The sequence below is a fragment of the Halomonas sp. SIMBA_159 genome, from assembly GCF_046536035.1.
GTDB classification, from domain to species: Bacteria; Pseudomonadota; Gammaproteobacteria; order Pseudomonadales; family Halomonadaceae; genus Vreelandella; species Vreelandella venusta_A.
In genome coordinates, this window is the sequence record NZ_JAWJBT010001274.1 from 1 (window position 1) to 246 (window position 246).

Sequence of the window (246 nt, forward strand, 5' to 3'; positions counted from 1 at the left end):
CTGATGGCTGCCTGTGATGCTGACACTATGTTATTGCTGACTGCTGATCATGGCTGCGACCCTACCTGGCAGGGTACTGAGCATACGCGTGAATATATTCCGGTGCTGGTGTATAAACCCGGCATGCAGGCAACCGATTTAGGTGAGCGTCAGAGCTTTGCCGATATAGGCCAGACGCTGGCCGATTATTTTGGGCTGGACGCTATGGCGTACGGCGATTCGTTTAAAAATAAAATTAACTAAGAG

General features: G+C 50.0%; 1 pseudogene. It reads left to right on the top strand.

The features are described from left to right. Window positions 1-243 (top strand): annotated as a pseudogene (locus tag R0J87_RS23350) (phosphopentomutase); the annotation flags it as partial. Window positions 244-246 lie beyond the last annotated feature (3 nt).